Genomic DNA, 22,174 nt, shown 5'->3' with positions numbered 1-22,174 from the left:
ACCATATGTCCGAGTCATTGGATTATGATGTAACCAAGGTGATGGCGGTGTTACCGCACCGCTATCCCATGTTGCTGGTTGATCGTGTAGAGGAACTGGTCAAGGACGAATCCATTCGTGCGGTGAAAGCCGTTACGATAAATGAAGGATTTTTTCAGGGCCATTTTCCCGGGCGGCCCATCATGCCGGGGGTTATGATCGTCGAAGCGCTGGCTCAGGCAGCGGGCGTGTTGGCGATGGAAAGCCTTGGACTGGCCGGTTCCGGCAAACTTGTTTATTTCATGGCGATTGACGGAGCAAAATTCCGCAATCCCGTGGAGCCCGGCTGTTTACTGTCGCTCAATGTTAAATTTGTCCAGAAGCGCCCACGGGTGTGCAAATTTGCAGGGCAGGCGATGGTTGGCGACAAATTGGCGGCTGAAGCTAATTTTACAGCAATGATTGCCGACCCGCCAGGTTCATAACCGGGCTATAGGCTAAAAGAATCTTGCACTTTGGAGCGGCGGCGGTTAATCCGCCGCTTCGCATATTATCACACGCTTGGGGATCTGGTCGGAAACCAGCCCGTTTTGGAGCATAAAATGAAAAAAGATACGCATCCCGATTACCACCTTATCAAGGTCCAGATGACCGACGGTACAGTGTTTGAAACCCGCTCCACATGGGGCAAAGAGGGCGATACGCTGCAACTGGATATTGATCCGTCATCGCACCCGGCATGGACCGGCGGCAACCAGCGTCTGATGGATACGGGCGGTCAGGTCGCACGTTTCAACAAGCGCTTTGGCGGTTTGTCACTCAAGAAAAACTAAGCTGTGTCTGCAGGGGCTTCGCGCCTCTGCTCACCACAGGTTGATGGTTCCGAGCCATGGCTTGAGCAGTGACTGTTTTTGCCGGTAGATTTCTGTTGCCCGTTCAGCTGTTGTGCGAACAAACTGGATTTCTGATCCGGGGCGTAGCTGCCCGATCAAGTGGCGGTCGGCCCGAATCACTTGCGCTATCCGTGGATAGCCGCCGGTGGTCTGGGCATCAGGGCCAAGCAGGAATGGTTCGCTGTCAGGGGGGCACTGCACCGTTCCGTTGAAAACAGGTGCGCTGTTCATTTGCGGGCTGTTCACGGTTTCCAGAACTGCGCCCTGAAGGCAAAGCCCCATACGATCAGCCCGTGTCCCTACCTTGTGTTTATTCTCGAAAAACATTTGCCGGGAAGCGGCGCTGAGCAAAATATGTTCCGGTCCTTCGGTGATCCGGAGAATATATTTATCCAAAATAGTTGGCTGTAACTTTTGCGGCGTTTTCCGGTTCAGAGTTTTCGGATCTGATTTTGCGGCCGTCCAATCCAGAATATCATCCGCTTTCAACGCCCGGCCATGAAATCCGCCTAGACCGGCAGCTAGATAAGTGGACTGCCCACCTAACAGCAACTGCGCGTCCAGTTTACCGGAAACCGAGAGATAGGACCGGCAGCCCAGTTTCGCTGGTCCGACATGGATTTCGTCGCCGGGTTTCACGATCACCGGCGCATGTAACGGGCGATCTTCACCGTTTTGCCGCAAAAATCCAGCGGCTCCGGTCAGGGCGATGACGGTGGAACAAGCAAAGGCGAATTTGGCATCATCCAGCGTGATTTCTATCGCTATGGCATCCGGTGCATTCCCGACCAGATGATTTGCCAAGGCAAGCGACAGGCAATCCGCCGCACCGGCTGCGGGCATGCCCAAATGGCGATGGCCCGTAAAGGGCGCGCCCTGCAACGTGCTTTGCAGACCGGGTTTAATGACCATGATCGTCATCGACATTCTTCTCTAGCAATAGCGTCATACTCGGCTCGTTCTATTGGCCTGAATGAAACAGATTGATTTGTGGACAGCAATGCGGGCTTGTCTTTGGCCGGGTCAAATAGAGGCAAAGGTGTCCGTCCAATTATCGGCCATCCGCCAGGACTGCTGAAAGAATAGATGCAGCTTTGGTCGCCAATGATACCGACCGAGCCTGCGGCCACTTTCTGCCTGGGTTTGGGTAGCCTGCCGATTTCCGTGATGTCATCACTGCATTGCAGATAAGTGAATCCCGGCATGAAACCGAGCATCGTGACTGTGAAGCGCATGCCGCTATGCCACTTGATAAGCGCAGTGACCGAAATCCCCAGTTTTTCGGCTATCCATTTCGCATCAGGTGCAAAGTCCTCATCATAGCAAACGGGTATCGTGACAGGTGATATTTGCAGTGGTTTATTATGTGTAACACCCTGTAATTGGCTGCGAAATAGCTTTATCGCTTCATTGGGCTTCAATTGGGCAGGATCAAATTGCACGGCGATATTATCGATTCCGGAAACAACTTCCTGCCACATCGACTGCCCCTGAATAGCGGTGCTGGCCGCATGAACTGCGCTCAAATCATCCAATTGGCATGACAGCCAGTCATCGCAGGCGTGAATGTCGATAGTGCTCACCTTACCGGTGGTTCGATGTTTATGCCTTCGCGCTCCAGCATTCGGCGGATTTCTTTCGCTGTCGCAAGCGCTCCGTCGCTATCGGAATGAAGGCATAATGTCTCGGCCCGGATGATCGTCGAATGGTTTTCTTCGGTAGTAATGGCTTTCCCTTGTGCGAGGATCAGACCTTGTTTGATCCGGCCGCTTTCATCATGGATAACCGCGCCATTTTCACTCCGCGGCACAAGCCGGGAATGTCTGGTATATTGCCGGTCAATAAAGGCTTCCGCGATAAAATATACTCCATGCTTTTGCGCAGACTGTTCAACGGCCGATGCTCCCATTCCCACCAGAGCCAGATTCCTGGCCCGCGCTATACTGGCAAGAACATCCGACAGGATCTCGTCATCCTGCGCATCATTATAGAGCGCGCCGTGCGGCTTCAGGTGGGTCAGCCGATTTCCAACATTACCCGCAATTGCTTCAATAGCCTCCATTTGTTCCATCAGGCTGTCTTTCAACTTGTCAGGATGCATAATCATGCTCGTCCTGCCAAAATTATCACGATCAGGATAAGAAGGATGCGCCCCCGCTGAAATGCCCTTTGTTTTTGCAGCCCTCAACATAGCCTGCATGGTTTCCGGTGTGCCGGCATGACCTCCGCAAGCAATGTTGCAACTGGTCACGATATTCATAATGGCAATATCGCGCGCAATTCCACTGTCACTGTCATCCTCACCCAGATCGGCGTTTAGATCGATACTATTTGTCATGGCCACCATCCCATTGCACGCGCAATCAAACGAAGGCCCAGCATTCCGGTAACAGCCAATATTACTGCCCCGACAACATTGGCCTTCCAGTCATTGACATGTCTGCCAAGCAGAGCGTCATCATTGGCCAGTCTGATAAGGAAAAATGCAATGATTGGCAGTAACAGACCGTTGGCAATTTGCGCCACAAAGATGATTTCGACCGGTTTGTAATTGAGCAATGCACCAAATGTTCCGGACAATATGACCAGCAACGCGCCGACGCGAAACGGCGTTCGCGAGGATGCTGCATCTGTCCTTCCGAAAATCTCCTGCACAATATATCCTGTCGCCAATGGTGCGGTAATGGCGGAACTCAACCCCGCTGCAAATAACCCGGCACCCAGTGTCCAAGCGGCAAAACTGCCAAATAGTGGGCTCAACTGTTTCGCCATATCAACAGCACTGGAAATCTCTTTCCCGTTTCCGAACAAGCTGGTTGCCGCCGTTGCCAATATGATGATCGAGATTAACCCGCCTAGCCCGATGGAACAAGCACTGTCTGTTTGCGCTTCGGGTAGATCGCTTTCGGACCAGCGCTGCCTTACACTTGCAGCATGGAGGAACAGATTATACGGGACGATGGTTGTCCCAATCAGCGCAATGGCTGTCAGCAATCCGCCTTCCGGAATAGTGGGGATGATTCCTCCCAAAATTGCGGGAATATCTGGCCGTGTAATCACGAATGTCAGCAGGAAAGACAGGCACATGAAAAGAACAATTGCGATCAAGATCCGTTCAATCCAGCGTGGTTCCGATAATAGGATTACTGTCCCGGCAAGCAATGCAATCACACATATGATAGTGCTGCGATTGATTGACATATCTTCATTAAATGCTTCAAGGCCCAATAAAGCACCGGTAATATTGCCTGCTTCATAGGCGGCATTTCCAAGCACCAAAGCAGCTATGAGCAGCGCGGAAGCGAGCCATTTAAGCAGTGGTGAGGTAACCGTCTGCATCATCGCCTCTGCAAGTCCCATACGGGACACCAGTGAGACCCGTACAGCTATCGATTGCAAGATGATCGTTGCTATCGTTGCAAAAACCAGTGCCCATATCAACGCAAAGCCAAAATTAGCGCCGGCAAGCGTGCAGGCGGTAACTGTGCCGGGGCCAATAAAGGCGGCAGATACCATCATAGCCGGACCGGGGCGATAGCGTGTCAGTTTCATGGAACTTGCCGCAATATGAGTGCCCCCCTGTGTGGCGATTTCTTCATTAACTCCATGCCCATGGTCGTTCCCGGAACCATTTTGTGATGACATATTTGGTTCCCTTACGCACTCTCATTCCGTGATGAAGAGTTAGATCATTGATGCGGCCATCAGAATACAGGTTATTCCAACACAATAGATTGCCGGTCTTCGGCGCGTATTTCTTGTTGAGCTTTACAAAACGGGTGGCGCCACCGGCGTCGGGTTCATTCAAGTAGATCATGAAAGTCCAGGTCCGCTGGCCGGATTGGGCGCAGAACTTTTTGAAATCCTGCCCGTGCGGATCAAAAAAATCGGTATGGGCTTTGAATTCCTGCCCTTCGGCATAGCGCTGGCCTTGAAGAGGTTCCCCAAAAGCAGAATCAATATCGGAAAAGTCGCAAATCTTTGCATCTATTTCCGCGACAAAGGGATCTTTATGATCCAGGTCGCATGTTTCGCTGGTCCGGAAATAATCGTCACCATTCGCATCAGCTATTGTTGATGGGCGCCGGTTCTTATCGATTCTCTGAATCAACTGATGACATTCAGCCTCGTTGAGAAAGTTTTTTAGCAAACATATCTCAACCTGCTTGCTTGGATAACGCTGCACTTTACCATGTGCCAGCAGATGTTCAGCGGTAGTGGTGTTTTTATCTGTCATAAACAGGCCTGAAATCGCTCCTGATGTCCGGTAGGGCAGATTAAATGAAAATCCATGTGCTGCAACCGCTCTTTGCGGGGCGATATAATGCGGATATAGGGCAACAGGACATGGCAAACGCAAACCATAATCACGGCGATAGCATTATAGGCCAAGCCGGTTTCACATTGGTTGAGATGATGGTTGCGTTGTTTGTATTTTCGCTGCTTTCGGTTGCCGGAGTCGCCCTTTTGCGGGGAGCGGTCAATAGCAATGAGGTTACAGATGCGAAACTTGGCGACATGGCGCGGATGCAGCGTTTGGTTTCACTGCTCGAAACCGATTTGAGCCAGGCACTCCCCCGGCCTTATCGAGACGAAAGCGGTGAGCGTGTGGCGGCCTTTGTCAGCGAAACCGGAAGTAGTGAGCGGGGAGCGCTTTCTTTTACGCGCGGCGGACAGAGTAATATCAATAACAAGCTGCGTTCCAATATGGTGCGTGTGTCTTACCGAGTGAATGATGGCGAACTTCAGCGGTTGCAATACGAGATGACCGACGGCGGTTCGATTAGCGAACCTGCGATATTGCTAGACGATATCAGTGGGCTTGAATTGCGTTTTCGCGACAAAAGGGGGCAATGGGTGCGCGATTGGCGGACCGAGCGGCTCAGTGATCTTCCGCGGGCGGTTGAACTGCGGTTTGACCAGAATGGCCGGAGCTATCGCCATGTCTTTCTGGTCGGGACGGGATATTTGTGAAGCGGAACGGAAGCGTGCGAAAAGGTGAACGCGGCGCCGCCTTGTTGACGGTTTTGCTGCTGGTGGCCGTCATTGCAGTGCTTGCCGCGCACGGAATTGATCGGCTGGCGGGGGCAACCAAGCTTGCGGCCAATGCCCGCGAACTCAGCCAGGCCAAGGCTTATCTGATTGCAGCAGAATCGATTGGCATGCAATCGGCTGAACAGATTGTTGTCATTTCACCCGGACGAACAACCAATCTGGGGGGCTGGAACGGGCAGGATCGGCATTTTCCGGTTCCCGGCGGTTTGATAACTGCGGCGCTTAGAGATGGGGGAAATTGTTTCAATGTGAACAGTGTGGTGCAACAGACGGGGGCTGTTTTAACCGCACGACCGGAAGGCCAGGCGCAGTTTATGCGGTTGATGGGCTTGTTAGATATTCCGCAAGGACAGGCCATGGAGATTATGGAGTCACTAACCGACTGGATCGATAGTGACACGGCCCCCTTGCGGAGCGGGGCGGAGGATGAGCATTATACGCGGCTGGAAACACCGTATCGCACCGCAAATGCAGTGCTGGTCGATATCAGCGAGCTGCGGGCGGTGAAGGGCATGACGAGTGACGTTTACGCGCAGCTTGCTCCGTGGTTATGTGCGCTGCCGACTACTGATTTGTCACCCATTAACATCAACACCCTTCGTCCGGAGCAGGCGATCCTGCTCGCCATGCTTTCCAACAACCCCGATATTGGCGGAGCCCGGCAGTTTCTGGGCCGTAGGGCGGATGTGGGCTATGGCAGCCTGAATGATTTCTGGGCCGAATCCTTCCCATCCAGTTTTGCTGCATCTCCAGAGGTCCAGAGTCAGGTAAAACTGGCGACGCGCTGGTTCAGACTCGACATGACGGTAGAGATGCAAAGCGCTTTTGTAGAGGAGCGCGCACTGGTCGATGCGGCGCGCCAACCGGCCCGGCTGGTCCACCGTGAGCGGGGCGATGCATTTTGATGCTTGATTGATAGCTCAGTGATGCTCTAAATGCTTGACGTCAGCCCCTATGCATCCCTATGCAGCGGCGCGCAGCAGGCAGTTTATATGTCATGCGATTGTGGCGATCGTAGCTCAGTTGGTTAGAGCGCCGGTTTGTGGTACCGGAGGTCGGGGGTTCGAGACCCCTCGGTCGCCCCATTTTACAAAACCACCGAATAGACATATTCCCTAGTTTGCCGTTTCCCAATTATCTGGGTGACAAATGGGTATTGTAATATTATTACAGCACTTCCAAATTATATTGCGCACCTAATGAAGGGCTTTCCAATGGTTGCTATGTGGGATTTGCAGGATTTTGACGGGCATGAGGGTGTCCATTTCTTTCATGATGCTGAAACCGGCCTTCGAGCGATTATTGCCCTTCATTCCACGCATTTGGGGCCGGGGGCTGGCGGCACGAGATTCTGGCATTACGAGAATCGCGAAACCGCAGTGACAGATGCGCTGCGTCTGTCGCGCGGTATGAGTTACAAAAATGCAATGGCGGGATTGCCATTGGGCGGCGGCAAAGCGGTAATATTAGCAGACCGCAACCGGACGAAAACCCCCGCAATGATGGCCGCCTTTGGCCGTATGGTCGATTCGCTTGGCGGCCGCTATATCACAGCGGAGGATGTCGGTATCTGCACCGCAGATATGGTCGAAATATCCAAACAGACAAAATATGTATCCGGCCTGCCGATCAGCGATAAGGGCGATGCAGGCGGCGATCCCGGCCCGTTCACGGCAATGGGTGTTTACCTTGGCGTGAAGGCAGCCGTGAAATATAAGCTGGGCCGTGATAGCGTCGAGGGTGTCCATGTTGCTATTCAGGGCGTTGGCAGTGTCGGTGGCAAGCTGGCCCGGCTGTTAGCCGAAAACGGCGCGCGGCTGAGTATTGCGGATATTGATAAAGATCATGCAAGCAAGTTAGCGGGAGAAATTGGTGCGACCGTCGTTGGTCTGGATGAAATCATGCGTCTGGAAGCAGATGTGTTCAGTCCCAATGCCTTGGGCGCAATATTGGATGAAGTGACCATCGCGCATCTAAACGCGCCTATTGTTGCCGGCGCTGCCAATAACCAGTTGGCGACGCCCGAAGATGGCCAACGGATTTTTGACCGTGATATCCTGTTCGCACCTGATTATGTGATTAATTCGGGTGGGATCATCAGTGTTGCCCTGGAATATCTTGGCGACGGTGATGTTGAAGAAGTGAACCGCAGGGTTGCTCAAATCCCGGAACGTCTGACTGAAATATGGGAAGAAAGTGATTCCCGCAAACTGCCATCGGCCGATGTCGCGGACAATATGGCAGAGGCGTTATTGGGGCGTTGAGGCAGAAACAGGGTGTGTAAGCAGGGTGTTTCGGAGATTCTCACCCTGTTCATCCAGAAAAACACTTGTCGCCCAGTGACAGTTCTGCCATCAAAAAATCCAATTTTACTGGTCGCACAGTAGCCAGAGGCAATAACCGTTTTTTCATGCACGCATACGCAAATCCCACCCGCTTTCTGTCGCTTGCCAGGCCGCTAACGCTTTGGTTCATGGCGATTGGCTTTGTATTGATCTCTTTTGGTTCGATCTATGGCCTGTTCTATGCCCCCGCTGACAGGTTGATGGGCGATAGCGTCCGTATTCTCTATATCCACGTTCCGACCGTTTGGCTGTCTATGGGCGGCTGGACCGCGATTGCGATTGCCAGCATTGTGCAAATCGCGTGGCGGCATCCTTTGGCTGCGGTCGCGGCGCGCGCAGTGGCTGTTCCGGGCGCTTTGTTCACCGCTTTGGGACTGATTACCGGATCGGTCTGGGCACGTCCGACCTGGGGAACATGGTGGGTCTGGGATGGCCGCGTGACATCGGTGCTGGTTCTGTTTTTTCTGTATCTTGCCTATATCGCGCTTGCCAATGCGAGCGGCGAAAAAGGCGGCGTCTCCCGCGTAACCGCGATTTTCGGGATTATCGGAGCGATCAATATTCCGATCATCAACCGTTCGGTCGTGTGGTGGAATACCCTTCATCAAAAGGCGAGCATCACTGTCAGCGGATCTTCCATTGATACAGCGTTTCTATGGCCGCTCGCTGTAAATGTAGTTGGCTTTAGCTTGATATTTGGCGCAATAGTGCTGATGCGGATGCGCGGAATATTGGCGGAAACCAAGGTAGAGGCAAGATTGAAACGGATGGCGGCAGAATGAATCATTGGCCTTTTATCATTGCATCCTATGTAATCGTACTGGGCGGCACGGCAATGGTTATTGCCGAAAGCTATTTGTCCATGCGCAAATCGGAAGCTAAGGCGGAAAAGCTTAAAAGGGCCAGAAGGTAATTGGCCAGCAAATGAATGGGATCAAGCGGTGAAGGCGAAACATCAAAGACTGACATTGGCAGTGCTTGCCCTGCTTGCACTGGTTGGTGCAGGTCTGTTGGCGGCTTTTGCGCTGCAGGATCAGGCCAGCTATTTTTATACGCCATCTGACATAGTTGCCAAAAAACCAGCCGCCGGTCAGGCCATCCGCCTGGGCGGGATGGTTGAGGAAGGCTCTATCCGGCATGATGATGACGGTGTAACGGTCAATTTCATCGTTCAGGACGGCACCGAGCGGCAGGCGGTTATCTATACCGGCATCACACCCGATTTGTTTGTTGAAGGGTCGGGCGTTGTCGCCGACGGGAAATTGACCGGCGACGGTGTGTTCGTGGCAGAGACTTTACTCGCCAAACATGATGAAAACTATATCCCGCGTGAATTGGAGGGAATTGATATGACCGGCAATATGGTGAAAACGGGTACGCTGGTCGAATGATTGCAGAAGCAGGTCTGATCGCACTGTGGCTGGCCGCAGGACTGGCAATGCTGCAATTTGCGCTGGGCGCTGTTGGAGTGCGTTTTGACCGCGAGGATTATTGCGCCGCGATCCGGCCCGTAGCGGTGGCGCAAGGCGTTCTCGTTACGCTGTCATTCCTGTTGTTGATCTGGCTGTTCCTGCGCTCTGACATGTCTGTCGCGCTGGTGGTAAATAACAGCGCTTCGGTCAAACCGCTGCTCTATAAATTTGCCGGAACCTGGGGCAATCACGAAGGCTCCATGTTGCTGTGGGTTACGGTTATGGGGCTTGCCGGGGCGTTCATCGCCTTATTCGAGCGCAGTTTAAAAGTAAAAACGCTGGTCACAACATTGGCCGCGCAAGCATTTATCAGCATTGGTTTCTATGCGTTTCTGCTCATATCCTCAAATCCGTTCGAGCGCATGTTTCCGGTTCCGCAGGATGGGCAGGGGCTAAACCCGCTGTTGCAGGACCCCGGTCTGGCATTCCATCCGCCAACCCTGTATTTTGGCTATGTCGGCCTGTCGGTCGCCTTTTCCTTTGCGGTTGGCGCGATGATTGCCCGTGATGTCGGCCCGGCCTTTGCAAGAGCAATGCGGCCATGGGTGCTGGGCGCATGGATATTCCTGACGCTAGGCATTACTGCGGGTAGCTATTGGGCCTATTATGAGCTGGGCTGGGGCGGCTGGTGGTTCTGGGATCCGGTTGAAAATGCTTCGCTCATGCCTTGGCTAGCGGCCACCGCTTTGCTGCATTCTGTGACTGTTCTGGCGACGCGCGATGGTTTGCGGGCCTGGACGGTGATGTTGGCAGTTGTGGCTTTTTCTATGTCGATGATCGGCACATTTCTGGTGCGTTCAGGCATATTGACCAGTGTCCATGCCTTTGCCGTTGATCCGGAACGCGGCAGCTTCATTCTGGCTCTGCTCGCCATTTATATTGGCGGTGCCATGGCCCTGTTCGCGCTCAGGATAGGCACGGTGAGGGAAGGCGCACGGTTTGAACCGGTCAGCCGGGAAGGTGCTTTGGTGGCCAATAACCTGTTACTATCCGCGATATTAGGCATCGTTTTCGTCGGGACGCTTTATCCGCTGGTGGTGGAAGCGCTGACCAATGAAAAGCTGTCCGTTGGCCCGCCATATTTCAATCTCGCAACTGGCCCGCTGGCGCTTATTCTGGTGGCGATCATGGCCGCTGGACCTTTGCTGCGCTGGCGGCGTGATAATATAAAGACTTTACTGGGCCGGATATCCTTTCCGGTATTGATTACCGCCGGTGCTTTGTTCCTGCTGGTTTTGCTGACAACGGGCATGTCGGTCTTGTCATTGCTTGGACTGGCTCTTGCCGTCGGGGTTGCTGTGGCCAGCTTTGCGCCGCTGTGGAAACGCAATTTGCGGCGGACGCCCATGCATACTTATGGTATGGTGATCGCGCATTTCGGTATTGCCGTGGCATTGGTCGGGATGGCGTCGGAAAGTAGCTTTACCGAAGAAAGATTGGTTGCTGCCGTGCCCGGTGACGAGATTACGGTGAACAAGTGGAAGCTGAAATTCGAAGCGATAGAGCCGGTTGCCGGGCCGAACTGGACTGCCTTGGAAGCGCGGATGACCGCTCAATATGATGGGGGGAAACAAGTCGAGATTGCACCGCAAAACCGCATGTTCGCTGCGGCCCAGACCCAGACAAGCGAGGCTGCCCTGCTAACACGCTGGAACGGGCAGCTCTATGTGGTTCTGGGTGAGGGCGATGCCCAGGGGCGCTGGCAGATACGGGTCTGGTGGAAGCCGTTTGTGACGCTGATCTGGTATGGCGGGATATTGGTTGCGCTTGGCGGATTGCTGGCACTGATCGGACGTTTGCGGCGGCGCTATGTGCAGCATAAACAAAAACTATATGCGGAAATGGTTTTATGAACCGTTGGCTTCTCTGGGTTCCGCTAGTGCTCTTCGGACTGTTTTTTGCGATTGTGGCGGCTGGTTTGATAACGCCGAAAGACGATATCATTACATCGAAAATGGTCGGCAAACCGATGCCGGAATTTTCATTGCCCGCAGCGGTCGAACAGCGGCCTGCCCTGAGCAGCAGCGATCTAACGGACGGCAAGCCCAAGCTGCTCAATATTTTTGCAAGCTGGTGCCTGCCTTGCATTGCGGAGGCTCCGCAACTGCTCGAACTGCAACAAGCGGGTGTGGACATCTACGCGATAGCCAGCCGGGATACGCCGGAGGATATTGCGAATTTCCTGAACCGCTGGGGCAATCCTTATAGCAGGATCGGGTCGGACACGACCAGCTCGGTGCAACTGGAGCTTGGCTCGTCGGGCGTGCCGGAAACTTTTGTGATAGATGGCAATGGCATCATCGTTCACCAGCATATCGGCGATATCCGAAAGGAAGATGTGCCGGAATTGCTTGAAATATTACGGAAGGCGCAATGAGATATATTCTTGCCTTGATCCTTTTGTCCATTGCTCTTCCGGCCGCTGCCCAAACCGGATTGCCGCCCGCACCTTATGCTGACAAGCAACTGGCTGATCCGGCGAAAGAGGCGGCTGCGCGCGATTTGATGGAAGAATTACGCTGCCTGAAATGTCAGAGCCAGTCCATCGCGGATAGCAATGCCCCGATGGCGGGGGATATGCGTAGCCAGGTCCGTGAGCGTATTATGGCGGGCGAAACGCCGGAGCAAATCCGTAGCTGGCTGATCGAGCGTTATGGTAGCTGGGTGAGCTATGATCCGCCTGTAACCCCCTTGACATGGCCTTTGTGGATCGCGCCGGTATTACTGTTGATCCTGGCCCTGATGCTGGCCAGGGGGCGTTTTCGCCGTAAGAAGGATAAAGATTGATGGGTTGGTTGATCCTCCTTGGCTTTTTGTTGCTGCTATTTGGCGGTCTGGTTTTTCTCGGCAAGCTGCCGCGCGGGGCTTATGAACTGACCGGAGCGGCGTTGTTGCTTGGTGTTGCCGGATATGCCTGGCAAGGCCATCCGGGCATGGCGGGCGTATCGGTAGAGCCAAAGGAAAAGGCCAGCAGCTTTGACGAGAGCAAGATCCAATCCCGCACGGAAATGGGTGAGCGTTTCGGAACTGCGCGCGAGTGGCTGGTATTTTCAGATGCCCTAAACCGCAGTGGCAAGCATGGCGCTGCGGCCAATTACCTGCGTAACGGTGTCAAGGAACATCCGAATGATCCTGACCTGTGGGTCGGGCTTGGCAATGCGCTGGTTGTTCATGCCGACGGCATCATCACTCCGGCGGCCCAGTTTGCGTTTCAAAGAGCAGCCGATATTTCGCCCGAACATCCCGGGCCGCCGTTTTTCCTTGGACTGGCATATGCCCAGTCCGGCAAGATAGATCAGGCGCGGGCGATCTGGGCGGAGCTTTTGAAGCGCAGTCCGGAAGACGCGCCGTGGCGTGAAGACCTCGAGTCGCGTCTGGCCGCTATGGAGCAGATGCAGCCATCGCTCCCAACCCCTGAAAACCCGGCTACAGATAACTAAATCATAATATTTTCAACTAGATAACAGGCGTAGCGCCTACCTTTGTTGCTAAGCCTGAAGGCCCATGCTAATCGCCCGCGCTTGTCACTGCGGCAGCGCAAGACCAGCGCCACCGTTTTGAGCCAATAGGGGTACGGCCAGTACGGCAATCAATGTCTGATTCGACATCAAAATCTGAAAAGAAACGTAATCGAGCTATCCAGCCGCATGGCTCTCGCCAAGAGGGTAGCGGTGTCACCAAGCTGGTCGCGGGTGCGATTGGTATCGTGTTTGGCGATATTGGTACCAGCCCGCTTTACGCATTTCGTGAGACGTTCGTTGGTGCCCATCCGCTGGAACTGGACAATATTCACATTCTGGGCGTCGTCAGCCTGATATTCTGGTCGATAACCTTGGTTGTGTCGATCCAATATGTAACGATCCTGATGCGCGCGGATAACAAGGGGCAGGGCGGAAGTCTGGCTCTTGTCGCATTGTTGTCCGGTGCCTTGAGAAAGTCAAAACTGGGCTGGGTTGCGGTATTGCTTGGCGTCTTTGCAACATCGCTATTTTATGGCGATAGCATGATTACGCCTGCCATTTCCGTTTTATCGGCTGTCGAAGGGTTGACGGTTGTCCATGCCGGGATGGCTCCTTGGGTGCTCCCTATTGCTGTTGGCCTGCTTATTTTCCTCTTCATGATACAATCGCGGGGAACGGCCAAAATCGGAGCATTATTCGCGCCGATCATGATGATATATTTCTCTGTGCTTGCGGTTTTGGGAATAAGCCACATTATCAGTTATCCCGGAATATTGGTCGCGCTAAATCCCTGGTATGCGGTGCAATTTTTCATGATCGATGGAACCAAGGCATTTCTGGCTTTGGGTTCCGTTGTACTGGCGGTTACGGGATCGGAAGCTCTGTTTGCCGATATGGGGCATTTCGGTAAAAAACCGATGCGGATCGCATGGTTCGGTTTTGCGCTGCCAGCCTTGCTTTGCAACTATTTCGGACAGGGAGCGATGATTCTTGCGCTTGATTCTGCGGGCGCAGCAGAAGCAATCCAGAACCCGTTCTTCATCCTTGCCCCCGAAGTTTTGCGGCTGCCGTTGGTGATATTGGCGACAATGGCCACCTTCATCGCCAGCCAGGCGGTTATTTCAGGCGCATTTTCGGTCACGCATCAGGCGATCCAGCTGGGCTTCATCCCGCGCCTTACGATCAAGCATACAAGTGCATCGGAATCAGGTCAGATATATATCCCGGTCGTCAACTGGACCATCATGATAGCGGTCATATTGCTTGTTCTGACGTTCCAGAACTCCAGCAACCTTGCCTCGGCTTATGGTATTGCCGTTACCGGCGCGATGTTCATCGACACCTGTTTGCTGGCAATCGTGGTTCTGACGCTCTGGAAATGGAAATGGTGGTATGCATTCCCGCTGATTGGCATTTTCTTCCTTGTCGATGGTGCCTATTTTGCGGCGAACCTGACCAAGGTTCCGGACGGCGGATGGTTCCCGCTATTGGTCGGAGCAGTCGCTTTTATATTACTTACAACATGGGCCAAGGGGCGCAAAATCATGCGGGATAAAATGGCGGAAGCGGCCATGCCCCTGGAGGTTTTTGCCAAGTCGGCCAAGCAAAGTGCCATGCGGGTTCCCGGAACCGCCATATTCATGTCTTCTTCTGCAGAGGGTGTGCCCTCGGCATTGCTGCACAATATCAAGCACAACAAGATCATTCACGAGCGCGTGGTAATCCTGACGGTGAATATTCAGGATGTACCCAGCATCCCCTGGTCAGAGCGGGTTGACGTTACCGATTTGGGGAGCGGTTTCTATCGCCTGATCCTGAACTATGGCTTCATGCAGGAAACCGACATTCCGATGGCCCTTAAAAAGGTAAAGGAATGCGGCATGGAGTTTGACATGATGACGACCAGCTTCTTCTTGTCGCGGCAGACGCTGTTACCGTCCGAAAAGCCAAAGATGATGATCTGGCGCGAAAAAATATTCGCTTGGATGCTGCGTAACGCCGCCACCGCGATGGAGTTTTTCAAGCTACCCAGTAATCGTGTTGTCGAGCTCGGTAGCCAGATGGAGATTTGAGCCGGAACAGTATATAAGTATATGGGGTCGCTTATCCATCCGTCTTCAAGATTTGATACAGGGATTGTCCGGGCGCTTTATCGTTACGATTTAATTGTCAGAAAAGCGCAATATTTTGTGGCCTAAGCCAAGCGGCTCCACTACATACCGGACCATCGATTCTCGTATAGACTGAAGGACTGCTCCCCATGCGTGTCGCTATTGCTTCCGACCATGCTGCCATAGAAATGAAAGCCGTTTTGGTTCAGTGGCTTGTCGATGCCGGGCATGAAGTGGATGATCTGGGCCCCATGACAACGGACAGCGTGGATTATCCCGATTATGGCTATAAGCTGGCAAATGCCATTGCGTCGGGTAATGCTGATCGCGGCGTTGCTTTATGCGGGTCGGGTATTGGTATATCCATTGCCGTCAACCGCAATCCGGCCTGTCGCTGCGCTCTTGTGTCCGAAGGGCTGTCGGCCAGGCTGGCACGCGAACATAATGATGCCAATGTCATCGCTATGGGCGCACGTGTGGTCGGGATCGAGATCGCAAAAGATTGTTTGAATGTTTTTATGAACACGGAATTTGGCGGAGACCGGCATCAACGGCGCGTCGATAAACTTTCCGCCCCAATAGTCGAAGGAGCAGCATGATGAGTAATGTCGCAGATATACAGACTATCCGGCCTACCGGGTTTTTTGATTTCTCCGTTGAGGAAACCGATCCGGCAGTGGCGGGTGCCATCAATGCCGAATTGTCGCGTCAGCAAAACCAGATTGAGCTGATTGCTTCTGAAAATATCGTATCCAAGGCGGTATTGCAGGCGCAGGGTTCCGTCTTCACCAACAAATATGCAGAAGGTTATCCGGGGCGCCGCTATTATCAGGGCTGCGGACCATCGGATGATGTCGAAACGCTGGCTATCGAGCGCGCGAAAAAGCTGTTTAATTGCGGCTATGCCAATGTTCAGCCGCATTCCGGCGCACAGGCCAATGGCGCGGTGATGCTGGCACTGACTACACCGGGCGATACTATTCTTGGCATGTCACTGGATGCTGGCGGACATTTGACGCATGGCGCGAAACCCGCGCAATCGGGCAAATGGTTCAATGCCATTCAATATGGCGTGAACGAAGACGATCACCTGATAAACTTTGACGAGGTTGAGGCGCTGGCCAAAGAGCATAAGCCGAAACTTATTATCGCTGGCGGTTCCGCTTATCCGCGGCAGATTGATTTTGCGAAGTTCCGCGCGATTGCCGATGCGGTTGGCGCGCTCTTCATGGTTGATATGGCCCATTTCGCAGGTCTGGTGGCGGCAGGTGATCATCCAAGCCCGTTGGACTATGCAGATGTCGTGACCACCACGACGCACAAGACATTGCGCGGTCCACGTGGCGGCATGATATTGACCAATGACGAGGCCATTGCCAAAAAAATTAACTCCGCTGTTTTCCCCGGCTTGCAAGGCGGTCCGCTGATGCACGTCATCGCCGCAAAAGCCGTTGCTTTCGGTGAGGCATTACGGCCCGAATTCAAAAGCTATTCCGCAGCGGTTATCGAAAATGCCAAAGTGCTGGCCGCACGACTGAAAGAGCGCGGGGCCGATCTGGTAGCTGGCGGAACAGATACGCATGTCGCGCTTATTGACCTTTCGCCGCTGGGTATTACCGGCCGTGATGCCGATGAAGCTCTCGAACGGGCGGGCATAACCTGCAACAAGAACAGCATTCCGAACGATCCACAGCCACCGATGAAGACCAGCGGTATTCGTGTCGGCTCTCCAGCAGGAACGACGCGCGGTTTTGGACCTGCGGAATTCCAGTTGATTGGCGACATGGTTGCCGACGTGCTGGACGGGCTGCGCGAAAAAGGGGAGGCCGGTGATCCGGCAGTAGAAGCCGATGTTCGTGAGCGCGTTCAAGAGCTTTGCGCCCGTTTTCCGATTTACCCGGAATAATCGGAACAGCCTATGCGTTGCCCCTTTTGTGCCCATGACGATAGCCAGGTAAAAGATAGCCGTCCCACGGAGGATGGGACGACTATCCGGCGGCGGCGGCAATGCGAGGGGTGCGGGGCACGGTTCACGACTTTTGAGCGAATACAGCTTCGTGAAATCAGCGTTGTGAAGAGTCAGGACCGGCGGGAGGCTTTCGACCGGTCCAAGATTGATTTGTCGGTGGCACTTGCTTGCCGTAAACGCGGCATCGCGCAAGAGCAGATGGATCAGCTCGTATCCGGTATCCAGCGCCAGCTGGAAACGAGCGGTGAAACGGAAATACCATCTAAACGCATCGGTGAAATGGTGATGGACGGTTTGAAAAACCTCGACTCTGTTGCCTATATCCGTTTCGCATCAGTCTATAAGGACTTTACCGAGGCCAGGGATTTTGAAGAATTTGCCGGTAGTGTGAAAGATATTGGCATCACCGATGTCATGAACAAATGAGCACGGGCAAACCGATTATCGTTCTTGTAAAACCGCAGCTTGGCCAGAATATTGGTAAAGCTGCGCGGGCGATGCTGAACTTCGGCCTGACCGAGATGCGGATTGTCGATCCCAGAGATGGCTGGCCCAACCCGTCGGCTGGCCCGACTGCGGCCGGGGCTGATCAGGTATTGGAAGAAGCTCAGGTGTTTGCGACCACAGCAGAGGCCGTTGCAGATTGCTCGCATATTTATGCGACTACTGTCCGCAAGCGCGGGATGACGAAGGATGTCCTGACCCCGGCTCAGGCGGCAGAGGATATTGCCTCGGCCAGCGGGAAATGCGCGATTTTATTCGGACCGGAGCGTTCCGGTCTGGAAGTTGTGGACGTTGAGCTTGCCCGCAAGATCATCACCGTGCCGATCAACCCGGACTTTGGTTCGCTCAATCTGGCACAAGCGGTAATATTGGTCGCTTACGAGCTGTCAAAGATGGATCATTCGGGCACCGTGCAGCCCACAATTGAAAAGAAAAAACGCGAACCGGCCCCGCAAGTCGAGCTGGACCGTTTCTTTGAACATCTGGAGCGGGCACTGGAGGGATCTGGCTATTTCTATCCGCCGGACCGCGCAGCCGCAACAAAGGTAACGCTCCGCAATATGGTCACCAAACCGGCATGGACCAATGAAGAAGTGCAGACGTGGCGCGGTATTATCAGCGCTCTGGAGAAGCCGTTTGTAAAGAAATAACGATCGGGGCGCTTACTTGTCCCTGATCTGGTCCCATTTCTGCAATTCATAGCTGATCGAAGTTTCTATCAGCATTTCCCAGATCGCGGCCATGGTAGGAACCGGAAGAGCGGCATCGCCAGCCAATTGTTTCACATTTGCCAGAACCTGCGCCTTGCGCCCTTCGTCACGCACGGTATTGCGGTCCTGCTTGATACGCGCGGCGGCGTCCATACAGGCAAAACGCTGTTTCATCAGGGCGATCAGCTCGCCATCAATCCGGTCCACTTGCGTGCGGACGTCAGCCATGGTTTCCATGGGCGGTAACGGGGTCGTATTGGTCATGTCAGCGGCTTTAATCGTTGCGGCGCTGCAAGTCGAGTAAACATGGCGTTTCCGGCGCGATTTATTGCCCCATAGTTGCTTGACATTTACGCCCTGCATCGTCATAGGCGCGGCTTGCAATTGGCTCCGCACCCCGGTGAAGCGGTAGCCGCGTTAATCCAATGGGTTTTCGGTGCACTCCGGGATCGTTCTTTAAGCAAATTAGGAGTCATTGACATGACAAAACGTACCAGTTCCAAATATAAACTTGATCGCCGCATGGGTGAAAATATTTGGGGCCGCCCCAAATCACCTGTTAACCGCCGCGATTATGGTCCCGGCCAGCACGGTCAGCGCCGCAAAGGCAAGCTTTCCGACTATGGTATCCAACTGCGCGCCAAGCAAAAGCTGAAAGGCTATTATGGCGACGTAACCGAAAAACAGTTCAAGCGCGCTTATAAAGAAGCATCGAGCATGAAAGGCGACACCGGCCATAACCTGATCGGTCTGCTGGAGCAGCGTCTGGATATGGTCGTTTACCGCGCCAAATTCACGCCAACGATTTTCTCGGCACGCCAACTTGTCAGCCACGGACATATTCGCGTGAACGGTGTTAAATGTAACATCGCATCGCGTAAAGTGCAGCCCGGCGACGTTATTTCGTTGAGCGACAAGGCTAAGGAAATGCTGTTGGTTATCGAAGCGCAAAGCCTTCCAGAGCGCGACATTCCAGAATATATTACCCCGGATGGCACCGACAAAGTGACCTATGTCCGCATACCTGCTCCGGATGAAGTGCCTTATCCGGTGACAATGGAACCAAATCTGGTCGTCGAGTTCTACTCACGCTAACCGGTTAAACGATATACAAAAAAGGGCGGCCCCTCTGGAGTCGCCCTTTTTTGTGCGTTATTTCGGAAGAAAGTCCAGCGACTTTTGCAGCATCTCGGCCCGCACCTCCGCGTCGTGAAGACTATGTGCGAGTTTAGGATATTCGTAATATTGAACGGACTTTCCGCTATCCTTTAACTTTTTTGCCATGAAACGGCTTTGGTCGACAGGTACATTCTGGTCATAGTCGCCGTGAAACAGCAAGACCGGCGCATTGATGTTTGCTGCATTCTGCGCTGGGGAGCCTTCTTTTATATGAGGGCCAGAACCAATGAAGTCCCTCGTGACAGCACCGGAATAATAGCCTTTTGAGTGCGATTTGAGTAAAGACAGATCGGTTACCGGGGCGATGGCCACTACGGACTTGAACAAATCCGGAGTCAGAACCGAGGATTGCAATGCTGCATATCCTCCATAGGACCAGCCGACAATGGACAATGCCGAGGGCTTGGCGATGCCTTCGGATACCAGCCACCGGCCAGCATCGGTGACATCTCCGACAGAAGTCCTCCATCCTTGGAAACCATTTTTGTAATACCACGCATCCCCGTAACCCGAAGACCCACGGAAATTCGGTTGAATCACGGCAAAGCCTTGATTGGCGAAAAATTGCGCCATCCAGTCAAAGCCCCACTCATCCCGTGCCTCCGGTCCGCCATGCGGCATGACTATGGCCGGAATATTCTTGGTTGCACCATCTGGCGGCAATGTCAGGTAAGCAGGGATCATGGTGCCATCTGCGGCGGGATAGGATACGGGCCGTGACGTTGCCAGTTTTTGACCTTCAACGAGAGGGCGCACGCCTAACAGCGGCTTCATTGCCTTAGTATTTTTATCGAACAGGAAATATTGACCGGGGTCCGTATCCGCCCCGGCCCAGACCAATAATTTCGATTCATCCTGACTGGAATCTACAAAATTTACTGACTTTTCATTTCCTAAAGCTTTTGAGAGAGCAGTGGCTAGATTGGAAAGTTCAGGATCGAAATATACTCCGTGCCGCATTTCTGTGGAATAGCTCACTCCTACCACGCGGTTATTCCTGCCAATTCTGATCAGGTCGTCAACATCCACTTCGTCATGGGAGAATATGACTTCGGTTTTCGCTGTGCCATCAAGTGCCATTGCCATCAACGCCTGACGTCCTTGGTAGGGAGCGAATCCAAGAACCCGGTTTGTTGAAGCATCAACAGCATAGGGGTTAAACCCTGTCCGGTTTGCATAGTTCAGCTCGGTCAGACGTTGCCATTTTCCGCCGGTTTTATAGAAATATTTTATTTCGCCGCTATCGAGTTCCGTGCGACCCAATTTGGTCCGCATACCTTTAATGCGAACATTGCCTTTGCCATCCGTAATATATTCGAGGGCCTCTCGTGTCGGACGTTCGACAAACTTTGTTTTTGCGGTCAAGGTATCAATTTTCTCTACCGCCAACCCTTCCGCGCTATTGGCTATTCTTGAACCGGAGCGCATTTCCTCAATATATAATCTGGTCATCAACACCGAATTATCTTCTTGGGGCAGCCAATCAATAACCCTACCTCCGTGAAGATTGAATCCCAATGCGATGCCGCTTTGTCGCTTGCTCAGCAACACCGGATCGCTACCGTCGCTGTTGATAGCGACAATTCTGCTAAAGCCCAGGATTTCGCCATTATGCTCATGGAGACCGCCGAACTGGCAAATCAGCCGGACATTGGATACCCAGTTGCACCATTGCAGATTATCGGGATCGCCTTTTGCACGCGCTACCCGGACCGGATTTTGGTTGGCCTGGGATAAATCAATAGCAAATAGATCGGTTATTCCGCCCGATCCCGATGCAATAAATGCCAATTTCGACCCATCGGGCGAAAGGCTGATGTCATAAACAGCCGGAAGAGCGCCAAAAACCTCCGCTGCGGTTGGTTTTACCTGATTCTGCCCGGCCCATGCGCTGCTGGACAGTAGACAAAATGACAAAATTACAGAACGAATAGAATTATTCAATTATGCCCCCTCTTATATTTACATAAGTCTTAATTAGAAACCGGGGGCAGTCAATCGCAAATAATCCTATGGCATTAGCAATAATAAGGGATTAGTTCATGAGGGAGCCTTCTTATATTTACCGTTTTACGATCATGTGGAGATGTACTGAATCAAAGGTGCAGGACCGGTTTGACTAGCGTTATTTGTGAGTTAGCCAATCTGCCGACAGGTTATTGGCCCTGCTAATCATGGGAAGGGATAATTTGCAAATAACCATCCGTACGCGGCCTTTACGTGTGTCCGCGTAATAGCTGTTTAGTGTAGTCGAGTAATTCCTGGATTTCATTTTCATCTAATTGTCCGCCGAGACGACCAAAGGCCATCCCGTCGAGCAGGTAATGTGCAATATTACTCGATTTCACTATTTGTGGGTCGGAATATTTCCAGCCAAATTTTGAGTGCGCGATTTCGTGCCATTCGTTGATAAAGGCGCGGTAGCTTGAGGTGAGGAGCTTGTGAAGCTCGGGCTCCGAGCGCCCGGCGAGAACAAGCTCCTGATAGGCGCGGAAC

General features: G+C 53.1%; 26 protein-coding genes and 1 tRNA gene. 19 read left to right on the top strand and 8 right to left on the bottom strand.

Features of this window, described 5'->3' with window-relative positions:
• Positions 1–5: 5 nt before the first annotated feature.
• Together fabZ and rpmE are read left to right on the top strand one after the other, a co-directional pair.
• Positions 6–464, top strand: a complete 459-nt coding sequence (fabZ, locus tag VIN76_RS01235; RefSeq protein ID WP_332039995.1) for a 3-hydroxyacyl-ACP dehydratase FabZ — start codon at positions 6–8, stop codon at positions 462–464.
• A gap of 117 nt (positions 465–581) precedes the next feature.
• A complete protein-coding gene (gene rpmE / locus VIN76_RS01230) occupies positions 582–812 on the top strand; it encodes a 50S ribosomal protein L31 (protein WP_332039994.1) in 231 nt (76 codons plus the stop codon).
• A gap of 30 nt (positions 813–842) precedes the next feature.
• On the opposite strand, the gene VIN76_RS01225 is transcribed toward rpmE, so the two are convergent.
• Genes VIN76_RS01225 through VIN76_RS01205 form a run of 5 tightly spaced genes read right to left on the bottom strand, consistent with a single transcriptional unit; the run spans position 843 to position 5,109 of the window.
• Positions 843–1,793: a biotin-dependent carboxyltransferase family protein gene (locus tag VIN76_RS01225; protein ID WP_332039993.1), complete on the bottom strand. Its 951-nt coding sequence runs from the start codon at positions 1,791–1,793 to the stop codon at positions 843–845.
• Positions 1,790–2,398, bottom strand: a complete 609-nt coding sequence (locus VIN76_RS01220; protein WP_332039992.1) for an allophanate hydrolase subunit 1 — start codon at positions 2,396–2,398, stop codon at positions 1,790–1,792. Before VIN76_RS01220 ends, VIN76_RS01225 begins: the two co-directional genes overlap by 4 nt.
• Positions 2,399–2,451: 53 nt before the next feature.
• Positions 2,452–3,210 (bottom strand): 5-oxoprolinase subunit PxpA, encoded by a 759-nt coding sequence (pxpA, locus tag VIN76_RS01215; RefSeq protein ID WP_332039991.1) that lies wholly within the window; start codon positions 3,208–3,210, stop codon positions 2,452–2,454.
• Positions 3,207–4,517, bottom strand: coding sequence for a divalent metal cation transporter (locus VIN76_RS01210; protein WP_332039990.1), 1,311 nt, complete (start codon positions 4,515–4,517; stop codon positions 3,207–3,209). Before VIN76_RS01210 ends, pxpA begins: the two co-directional genes overlap by 4 nt.
• Positions 4,471–5,109 (bottom strand): 2OG-Fe(II) oxygenase, encoded by a 639-nt coding sequence (locus VIN76_RS01205; protein WP_332039989.1) that lies wholly within the window; start codon positions 5,107–5,109, stop codon positions 4,471–4,473. Before VIN76_RS01205 ends, VIN76_RS01210 begins: the two co-directional genes overlap by 47 nt.
• A gap of 110 nt (positions 5,110–5,219) precedes the next feature.
• Between VIN76_RS01205 and gspJ the strand changes: the two genes are divergently transcribed.
• The 16 genes from gspJ (at position 5,220) to VIN76_RS01125 (ending at position 18,439) form a co-directional block, all read left to right on the top strand.
• Positions 5,220–5,846, top strand: coding sequence for a type II secretion system minor pseudopilin GspJ (gene gspJ, locus VIN76_RS01200; protein ID WP_332039988.1), 627 nt, complete (start codon positions 5,220–5,222; stop codon positions 5,844–5,846).
• The gene (gene gspK, locus VIN76_RS01195; protein WP_332039987.1) at positions 5,843–6,832 is read left to right on the top strand and encodes a type II secretion system minor pseudopilin GspK; all 990 of its coding nucleotides are present in this window, start codon (positions 5,843–5,845) and stop codon (positions 6,830–6,832) included. The genes gspJ and gspK overlap by 4 nt, the downstream gene beginning before the upstream one ends.
• A 103-nt stretch (positions 6,833–6,935) precedes the next feature.
• Positions 6,936–7,012 (top strand) — tRNA-His (locus VIN76_RS01190).
• Positions 7,013–7,141: 129 nt separating this feature from the next.
• Positions 7,142–8,191, top strand: a complete 1,050-nt coding sequence (locus VIN76_RS01185; protein ID WP_332040077.1) for a Leu/Phe/Val dehydrogenase — start codon at positions 7,142–7,144, stop codon at positions 8,189–8,191.
• 146 nt (positions 8,192–8,337) lie between these two features.
• Positions 8,338–9,054, top strand: a complete 717-nt coding sequence (gene ccmC / locus VIN76_RS01180; RefSeq protein WP_332039986.1) for a heme ABC transporter permease CcmC — start codon at positions 8,338–8,340, stop codon at positions 9,052–9,054.
• Positions 9,051–9,185: a hypothetical protein gene (locus VIN76_RS01175; RefSeq protein WP_332039985.1), complete on the top strand. Its 135-nt coding sequence runs from the start codon at positions 9,051–9,053 to the stop codon at positions 9,183–9,185. Before ccmC ends, VIN76_RS01175 begins: the two co-directional genes overlap by 4 nt.
• Before the next feature lie 28 nt (positions 9,186–9,213).
• The gene (ccmE, locus tag VIN76_RS01170; protein ID WP_332039984.1) at positions 9,214–9,663 is read left to right on the top strand and encodes a cytochrome c maturation protein CcmE; all 450 of its coding nucleotides are present in this window, start codon (positions 9,214–9,216) and stop codon (positions 9,661–9,663) included.
• Positions 9,660–11,597, top strand: coding sequence for a heme lyase CcmF/NrfE family subunit (locus VIN76_RS01165; protein ID WP_332039983.1), 1,938 nt, complete (start codon positions 9,660–9,662; stop codon positions 11,595–11,597). Before ccmE ends, VIN76_RS01165 begins: the two co-directional genes overlap by 4 nt.
• On the top strand, positions 11,594–12,121 hold the full coding sequence (locus VIN76_RS01160) for a DsbE family thiol:disulfide interchange protein (protein ID WP_332039982.1): 528 nt from the start codon (positions 11,594–11,596) through the stop codon (positions 12,119–12,121). The genes VIN76_RS01165 and VIN76_RS01160 overlap by 4 nt, the downstream gene beginning before the upstream one ends.
• Positions 12,118–12,531, top strand: a complete 414-nt coding sequence (locus tag VIN76_RS01155; RefSeq protein ID WP_332039981.1) for a cytochrome c-type biogenesis protein — start codon at positions 12,118–12,120, stop codon at positions 12,529–12,531. The genes VIN76_RS01160 and VIN76_RS01155 overlap by 4 nt, the downstream gene beginning before the upstream one ends.
• Entirely contained in the window at positions 12,531–13,184 is a 654-nt protein-coding gene (locus VIN76_RS01150) for a tetratricopeptide repeat protein (protein WP_332039980.1), read from the top strand. Before VIN76_RS01155 ends, VIN76_RS01150 begins: the two co-directional genes overlap by 1 nt.
• Positions 13,185–13,336: 152 nt before the next feature.
• Positions 13,337–15,277: a potassium transporter Kup gene (locus VIN76_RS01145; RefSeq protein ID WP_332039979.1), complete on the top strand. Its 1,941-nt coding sequence runs from the start codon at positions 13,337–13,339 to the stop codon at positions 15,275–15,277.
• Positions 15,278–15,465: 188 nt separating this feature from the next.
• A complete protein-coding gene (gene rpiB, locus VIN76_RS01140) occupies positions 15,466–15,915 on the top strand; it encodes a ribose 5-phosphate isomerase B (RefSeq protein ID WP_332039978.1) in 450 nt (149 codons plus the stop codon).
• Entirely contained in the window at positions 15,912–17,222 is a 1,311-nt protein-coding gene (gene glyA / locus VIN76_RS01135; RefSeq protein ID WP_332039977.1) for a serine hydroxymethyltransferase, read from the top strand. The genes rpiB and glyA overlap by 4 nt, the downstream gene beginning before the upstream one ends.
• A 12-nt stretch (positions 17,223–17,234) precedes the next feature.
• Positions 17,235–17,711: a transcriptional regulator NrdR gene (nrdR, locus tag VIN76_RS01130; protein ID WP_332039976.1), complete on the top strand. Its 477-nt coding sequence runs from the start codon at positions 17,235–17,237 to the stop codon at positions 17,709–17,711.
• The gene (locus VIN76_RS01125) at positions 17,708–18,439 is read left to right on the top strand and encodes an RNA methyltransferase (RefSeq protein ID WP_332039975.1); all 732 of its coding nucleotides are present in this window, start codon (positions 17,708–17,710) and stop codon (positions 18,437–18,439) included. The genes nrdR and VIN76_RS01125 overlap by 4 nt, the downstream gene beginning before the upstream one ends.
• Before the next feature lie 12 nt (positions 18,440–18,451).
• Here VIN76_RS01125 and VIN76_RS01120 read toward each other — a convergent pair whose 3' ends face one another.
• Positions 18,452–18,868, bottom strand: coding sequence for a chorismate mutase (locus tag VIN76_RS01120; protein ID WP_332039974.1), 417 nt, complete (start codon positions 18,866–18,868; stop codon positions 18,452–18,454).
• Between the two features lie 111 nt (positions 18,869–18,979).
• On the opposite strand from VIN76_RS01120, the gene rpsD reads away from it, so the two are divergent.
• Entirely contained in the window at positions 18,980–19,594 is a 615-nt protein-coding gene (gene rpsD, locus VIN76_RS01115; RefSeq protein WP_332039973.1) for a 30S ribosomal protein S4, read from the top strand.
• A gap of 57 nt (positions 19,595–19,651) precedes the next feature.
• Here rpsD and VIN76_RS01110 read toward each other — a convergent pair whose 3' ends face one another.
• Both VIN76_RS01110 and VIN76_RS01105 read right to left on the bottom strand, forming a co-directional pair.
• Positions 19,652–21,622, bottom strand: a complete 1,971-nt coding sequence (locus tag VIN76_RS01110) for a S9 family peptidase (RefSeq protein ID WP_332039972.1) — start codon at positions 21,620–21,622, stop codon at positions 19,652–19,654.
• 272 nt (positions 21,623–21,894) lie between these two features.
• Positions 21,895–22,174: hypothetical protein (locus VIN76_RS01105; protein WP_332039971.1), on the bottom strand; the 280-nt coding region annotated here is incomplete at its 5' end.

Origin of the sequence: Parasphingorhabdus sp., from assembly GCF_036568145.1 — a bacterium.
GTDB lineage: Bacteria > Pseudomonadota > Alphaproteobacteria > Sphingomonadales > Sphingomonadaceae > Parasphingorhabdus.
Note: the sequence above shows the minus strand (reverse complement) of the source record. Positions and strands in the feature narration are given on the sequence as shown.

What these genes read in the sequence shown, in the direction of transcription:
- VIN76_RS01120 (WP_332039974.1), bottom strand. Translation starts at nt 18,868, where the DNA reads ATGACGATGCAGGGCGTAAATGTCAAGCAACTATGGGGCAATAAATCG.
- fabZ (WP_332039995.1), top strand. Translation starts at nt 6, where the DNA reads ATGTCCGAGTCATTGGATTATGATGTAACCAAGGTGATGGCGGTGTTA.
- ccmC (WP_332039986.1), top strand. Translation starts at nt 8,338, where the DNA reads ATGCACGCATACGCAAATCCCACCCGCTTTCTGTCGCTTGCCAGGCCG.
- VIN76_RS01175 (WP_332039985.1), top strand. Translation starts at nt 9,051, where the DNA reads ATGAATCATTGGCCTTTTATCATTGCATCCTATGTAATCGTACTGGGC.
- VIN76_RS01205 (WP_332039989.1), bottom strand. Translation starts at nt 5,109, where the DNA reads ATGACAGATAAAAACACCACTACCGCTGAACATCTGCTGGCACATGGT.
- VIN76_RS01160 (WP_332039982.1), top strand. Translation starts at nt 11,594, where the DNA reads ATGAACCGTTGGCTTCTCTGGGTTCCGCTAGTGCTCTTCGGACTGTTT.
- VIN76_RS01145 (WP_332039979.1), top strand. Translation starts at nt 13,337, where the DNA reads ATGTCTGATTCGACATCAAAATCTGAAAAGAAACGTAATCGAGCTATC.
- VIN76_RS01225 (WP_332039993.1), bottom strand. Translation starts at nt 1,793, where the DNA reads ATGACGATCATGGTCATTAAACCCGGTCTGCAAAGCACGTTGCAGGGC.
- VIN76_RS01150 (WP_332039980.1), top strand. Translation starts at nt 12,531, where the DNA reads ATGGGTTGGTTGATCCTCCTTGGCTTTTTGTTGCTGCTATTTGGCGGT.
- rpmE (WP_332039994.1), top strand. Translation starts at nt 582, where the DNA reads ATGAAAAAAGATACGCATCCCGATTACCACCTTATCAAGGTCCAGATG.
- rpiB (WP_332039978.1), top strand. Translation starts at nt 15,466, where the DNA reads ATGCGTGTCGCTATTGCTTCCGACCATGCTGCCATAGAAATGAAAGCC.
- gspJ (WP_332039988.1), top strand. Translation starts at nt 5,220, where the DNA reads ATGGCAAACGCAAACCATAATCACGGCGATAGCATTATAGGCCAAGCC.
- VIN76_RS01210 (WP_332039990.1), bottom strand. Translation starts at nt 4,517, where the DNA reads ATGTCATCACAAAATGGTTCCGGGAACGACCATGGGCATGGAGTTAAT.
- VIN76_RS01125 (WP_332039975.1), top strand. Translation starts at nt 17,708, where the DNA reads ATGAGCACGGGCAAACCGATTATCGTTCTTGTAAAACCGCAGCTTGGC.
- nrdR (WP_332039976.1), top strand. Translation starts at nt 17,235, where the DNA reads ATGCGTTGCCCCTTTTGTGCCCATGACGATAGCCAGGTAAAAGATAGC.
- pxpA (WP_332039991.1), bottom strand. Translation starts at nt 3,210, where the DNA reads ATGACAAATAGTATCGATCTAAACGCCGATCTGGGTGAGGATGACAGT.
- glyA (WP_332039977.1), top strand. Translation starts at nt 15,912, where the DNA reads ATGATGAGTAATGTCGCAGATATACAGACTATCCGGCCTACCGGGTTT.
- rpsD (WP_332039973.1), top strand. Translation starts at nt 18,980, where the DNA reads ATGACAAAACGTACCAGTTCCAAATATAAACTTGATCGCCGCATGGGT.
- VIN76_RS01185 (WP_332040077.1), top strand. Translation starts at nt 7,142, where the DNA reads ATGGTTGCTATGTGGGATTTGCAGGATTTTGACGGGCATGAGGGTGTC.
- VIN76_RS01165 (WP_332039983.1), top strand. Translation starts at nt 9,660, where the DNA reads ATGATTGCAGAAGCAGGTCTGATCGCACTGTGGCTGGCCGCAGGACTG.
- VIN76_RS01155 (WP_332039981.1), top strand. Translation starts at nt 12,118, where the DNA reads ATGAGATATATTCTTGCCTTGATCCTTTTGTCCATTGCTCTTCCGGCC.